General features: G+C 67.3%; 2 protein-coding genes. One reads left to right on the forward strand and one right to left on the reverse strand.

Annotated features, from left to right (window positions below):
* Nucleotides 1–182 precede the first annotated feature (182 nt).
* Nucleotides 183–1,919, forward strand: a complete 1,737-nt coding sequence (locus VKZ87_RS01800; protein WP_324219528.1) for a Na/Pi cotransporter family protein — start codon at nt 183–185, stop codon at nt 1,917–1,919.
* A gap of 21 nt (nt 1,920–1,940) precedes the next feature.
* Here the strand turns inward: VKZ87_RS01800 and VKZ87_RS01805 are convergent.
* Nucleotides 1,941–3,038 (reverse strand): SGNH hydrolase domain-containing protein (locus VKZ87_RS01805; protein ID WP_324219529.1); only part of this gene is annotated, 1,098 nt, incomplete at its 5' end.

Raw genomic sequence — 3,038 nt, forward strand, 5'->3', positions numbered from 1 at the left:
GCACTCCAGATTCGTGAAAAAATTTATCCGGAACAAAGGCTTGGGCTTTCTGTCATCCGGGTGTAATGAATCTGTAATATTACTTTGCGTAAGGTTCGCTCAGACATGTCCGGGAATGTTCTTCCTGTTCCAGATGCCGCCGGCGCGCCCTTGCGCCGGGCGCTTCCGCGGGTGATCGCGTGATGGAGCAGCAGGGCGCGACTCTCCTTCTGCTGAATCTGGCCGCCGGCGTCGCCCTGCTGCTCTGGGGCGTGCGCATGGTGCGCACCGGCGTGACCCGCGCCTTCGGTGCGGAACTGCGCCGCCACCTGAGCCGCGCCCTGCGCCAGCGCGTGTCCGGCTTCTTCGCCGGCATGGGCATCACGGCGATCCTGCAGTCCAGCACGGCGACGGCGCTGATCGTCGCTTCCTTTGCCGGCCGCGGCCTGATCGCCGGCACGGTGGCGCTGGGCGTCATGCTGGGCGCCGATGTCGGCACGACGATCGCGGCGCAGATCCTGTCGCTCGATCTCGGCTGGCTCAGCCCGCTGGCGCTGATCGTCGGCGTCGGCATGTTCACCGCCACGGAAAACAACCTGCGCCGCCATATCGGTCGGATGCTGATCGGTTTCGGCCTGATGCTGCTGGCGCTGAAGCTGATCATGGCGGCCTCGCTGCCGCTGCGCGAATCGCCGGCGCTGGGCCTCGTGCTGCGCCCGCTCGACCACGAGCCGCTGATCGGCGTTCTGCTGGCCGCCCTGATGACCTGGGCCGCTCATTCGAGTCTGGCGATGATCCTGCTGTTCGGCAGCCTCGCGGCCACCGGTACGATCGATGCGCCGCTGGTCATCGCGCTGGTTCTCGGCGCCAATCTGGGCGGCGCCATCGCGCCCTTCGTGGCGACCGCCGGCCAGCCCGCCGCCGCCCGCCGCGCGCCGCTGGGCAACCTGCTCATGCGCGCCGTCGGCGTGCTGCTGGTGCTGCCTGCCCTGCCCTGGCTGCCGGAATGGATCGAGCAGTTCCGCGCCATCACGGGCTACAGCGGCGAGCGGCTGGCCATCGACCTGCATACCGCCTTCAACATCGCGCTGGCCCTGCTTTTCCTGCCGCTGCTGACTCTGGTGGACCGGCTGACCCGCCGCATCCTGCCCGATGCTGCAGTCGAGGAGGCCTTCGCGCCGCGCTATCTCGACAAGTCGGCCCTCGATACTCCCAGCGTCGCGCTGGCCGCCGCCGCGCGCGAGGCACTGCGCATGAGCGACATCGTCGCCCGGATGCTGGACGAGACGATGACGGTCTTCACCCGCGACGATGCCAAACTGGCCAAGGCGGTGGAGCATTCCGACGATGCCGTCGACCGCCTGCATGAGGCGATCAAGCTCTATCTCACCGAACTGTCGAAAACCGGCCTGGACGAGGCGGAAAGCCGCCGCTACGTCGACGTGCTCACCTTCACGACGAATCTGGAGCATATCGGCGACATCATCGACAAGAACCTGATGGAACTGGCACAGAAGAAGATCAAGAAGCGGCTGACCTTCTCCCGCGAAGGCCTGGCCGAGCTGACCGACTTCCACCAGCGCGTCGCCGCCAATCTGCAGACCGCCTGCAACCTCTTCATGGCCGGCGACGTCAAGCTGGCGCGACAGCTGCTGCAGGACAAGGCGAATCTGCGCGAGGCCGAGCAGCAGGCCGCCGAGAACCACTACCAGCGCATCCGCGAGGGACGCACGGAGTCGATCGAGACCAGCGGCATCCATCTCGACGTGATCCGCGACCTGAAGCGCATCAACAGCCATCTCACCGCCGTCGCCTACCCGATCCTCGAACAGGCCGGCGAGCTGACCGCGACGCGGCTGCGCGCCGATACGCGGCTCGACCGCAGCGCCGAGCAGCTGGCACCCCAGAACGGCAAGGGCGGATCGGTCCGCCCGGCCTGATTGTCAGGCGATCTGCTGCCTTCAGGGACGCGCGGCGGCCGAGCGGCTGGGCCGCACCGGACCGGCTTCGGCAACGGCGGCGAAGACCGGGTCGAACAGAGGTGCCAGCCAGGCGGCGCCGGCAAGACTCAGATGGTCGTCATCGTGATAAAGCGGCTGGCCACCGGCATAAACCATGCAGTCCTGCTCATTGCACAGCCGCGTCTCCGGATGCACGCGGATGATGCGGTCGTCGCCCAGCTCGTCCAGCACACCGGCGATGAAACGCTGGCGCTCACGATGAAGCGCGAGAGGCCGCGTGAAACTGCCGGGCTCTTCGCCGAACAGGACCAGCCGCGCAAGTGTCGAGGGCACGTCGTAGCCGATTTCCGGCACCGGATAGACGAGCACGACGGTCTTGCCGATCTGCCGCAGGATGTCGATCGTCTGCCGGACATGGCGTTCGGCCAGCCGTTCGGCCGTGTCGATATCCACGACACGGCCCGGCCGGTCTGAGATGGCCGGCGGCTCGTAGCCCTCGTTGGGGCCGAGGATACCGGTCTTGCCATGGGCCAATGTGGCCCATCGGCTGACCACGATCACATGCGTGATCTCCGGACGGGCCTGCAGCCAGGCCCGGACAGCGTCGTTGTAGTCGCGGCATTCCGTATTCGCGACGCGGCCGTCATAGACATCGAAAACCGGCCGGCAGGAATCGGCGCCGAGAAAGGCCACCGCCTCGCCGTGGCGCTCGGCGGCCGCGGCAATGCCCGGAATCAGCGCATTGGCATGGCTGTCGCCCCAGACTGCCGTGCGCGGTGCGGCAGGCGCGCCGTAGATGCAGGGCTCCGTCCGCCCCTCGCCCGACAGGAACGATTTGCATTCGATGCTGCGCGGATCCGTGGCGGCGCTGACGGCAGCGATCATCTGTACCTGCGGCGGAAACCGGCCCGGCCAGCCCTGCGTGACGGCGATCATTCCGCCGATCACGACCAGCACGGCCATCGCCGTCACGGCGCCAGCGAAAAGCGGCCGGGCGGTGATGCGCGTGCGGCTGCGGAAGGGCCGCTCGACATAGCGCCAGGACAGTACCGCCAACCCTATAGACAGCAGTACCACGAGGCTCATCTGCAGGTTGCT

The organism is Ferrovibrio sp., from assembly GCF_035304305.1.
GTDB lineage: Bacteria > Pseudomonadota > Alphaproteobacteria > Ferrovibrionales > Ferrovibrionaceae > Ferrovibrio.

Bases quoted from the DNA above. Each gene is read 5' to 3' on its own strand.
- VKZ87_RS01800 (WP_324219528.1), top strand. From the start codon at position 183: ATGGAGCAGCAGGGCGCGACTCTCCTTCTGCTGAATCTGGCCGCCGGC.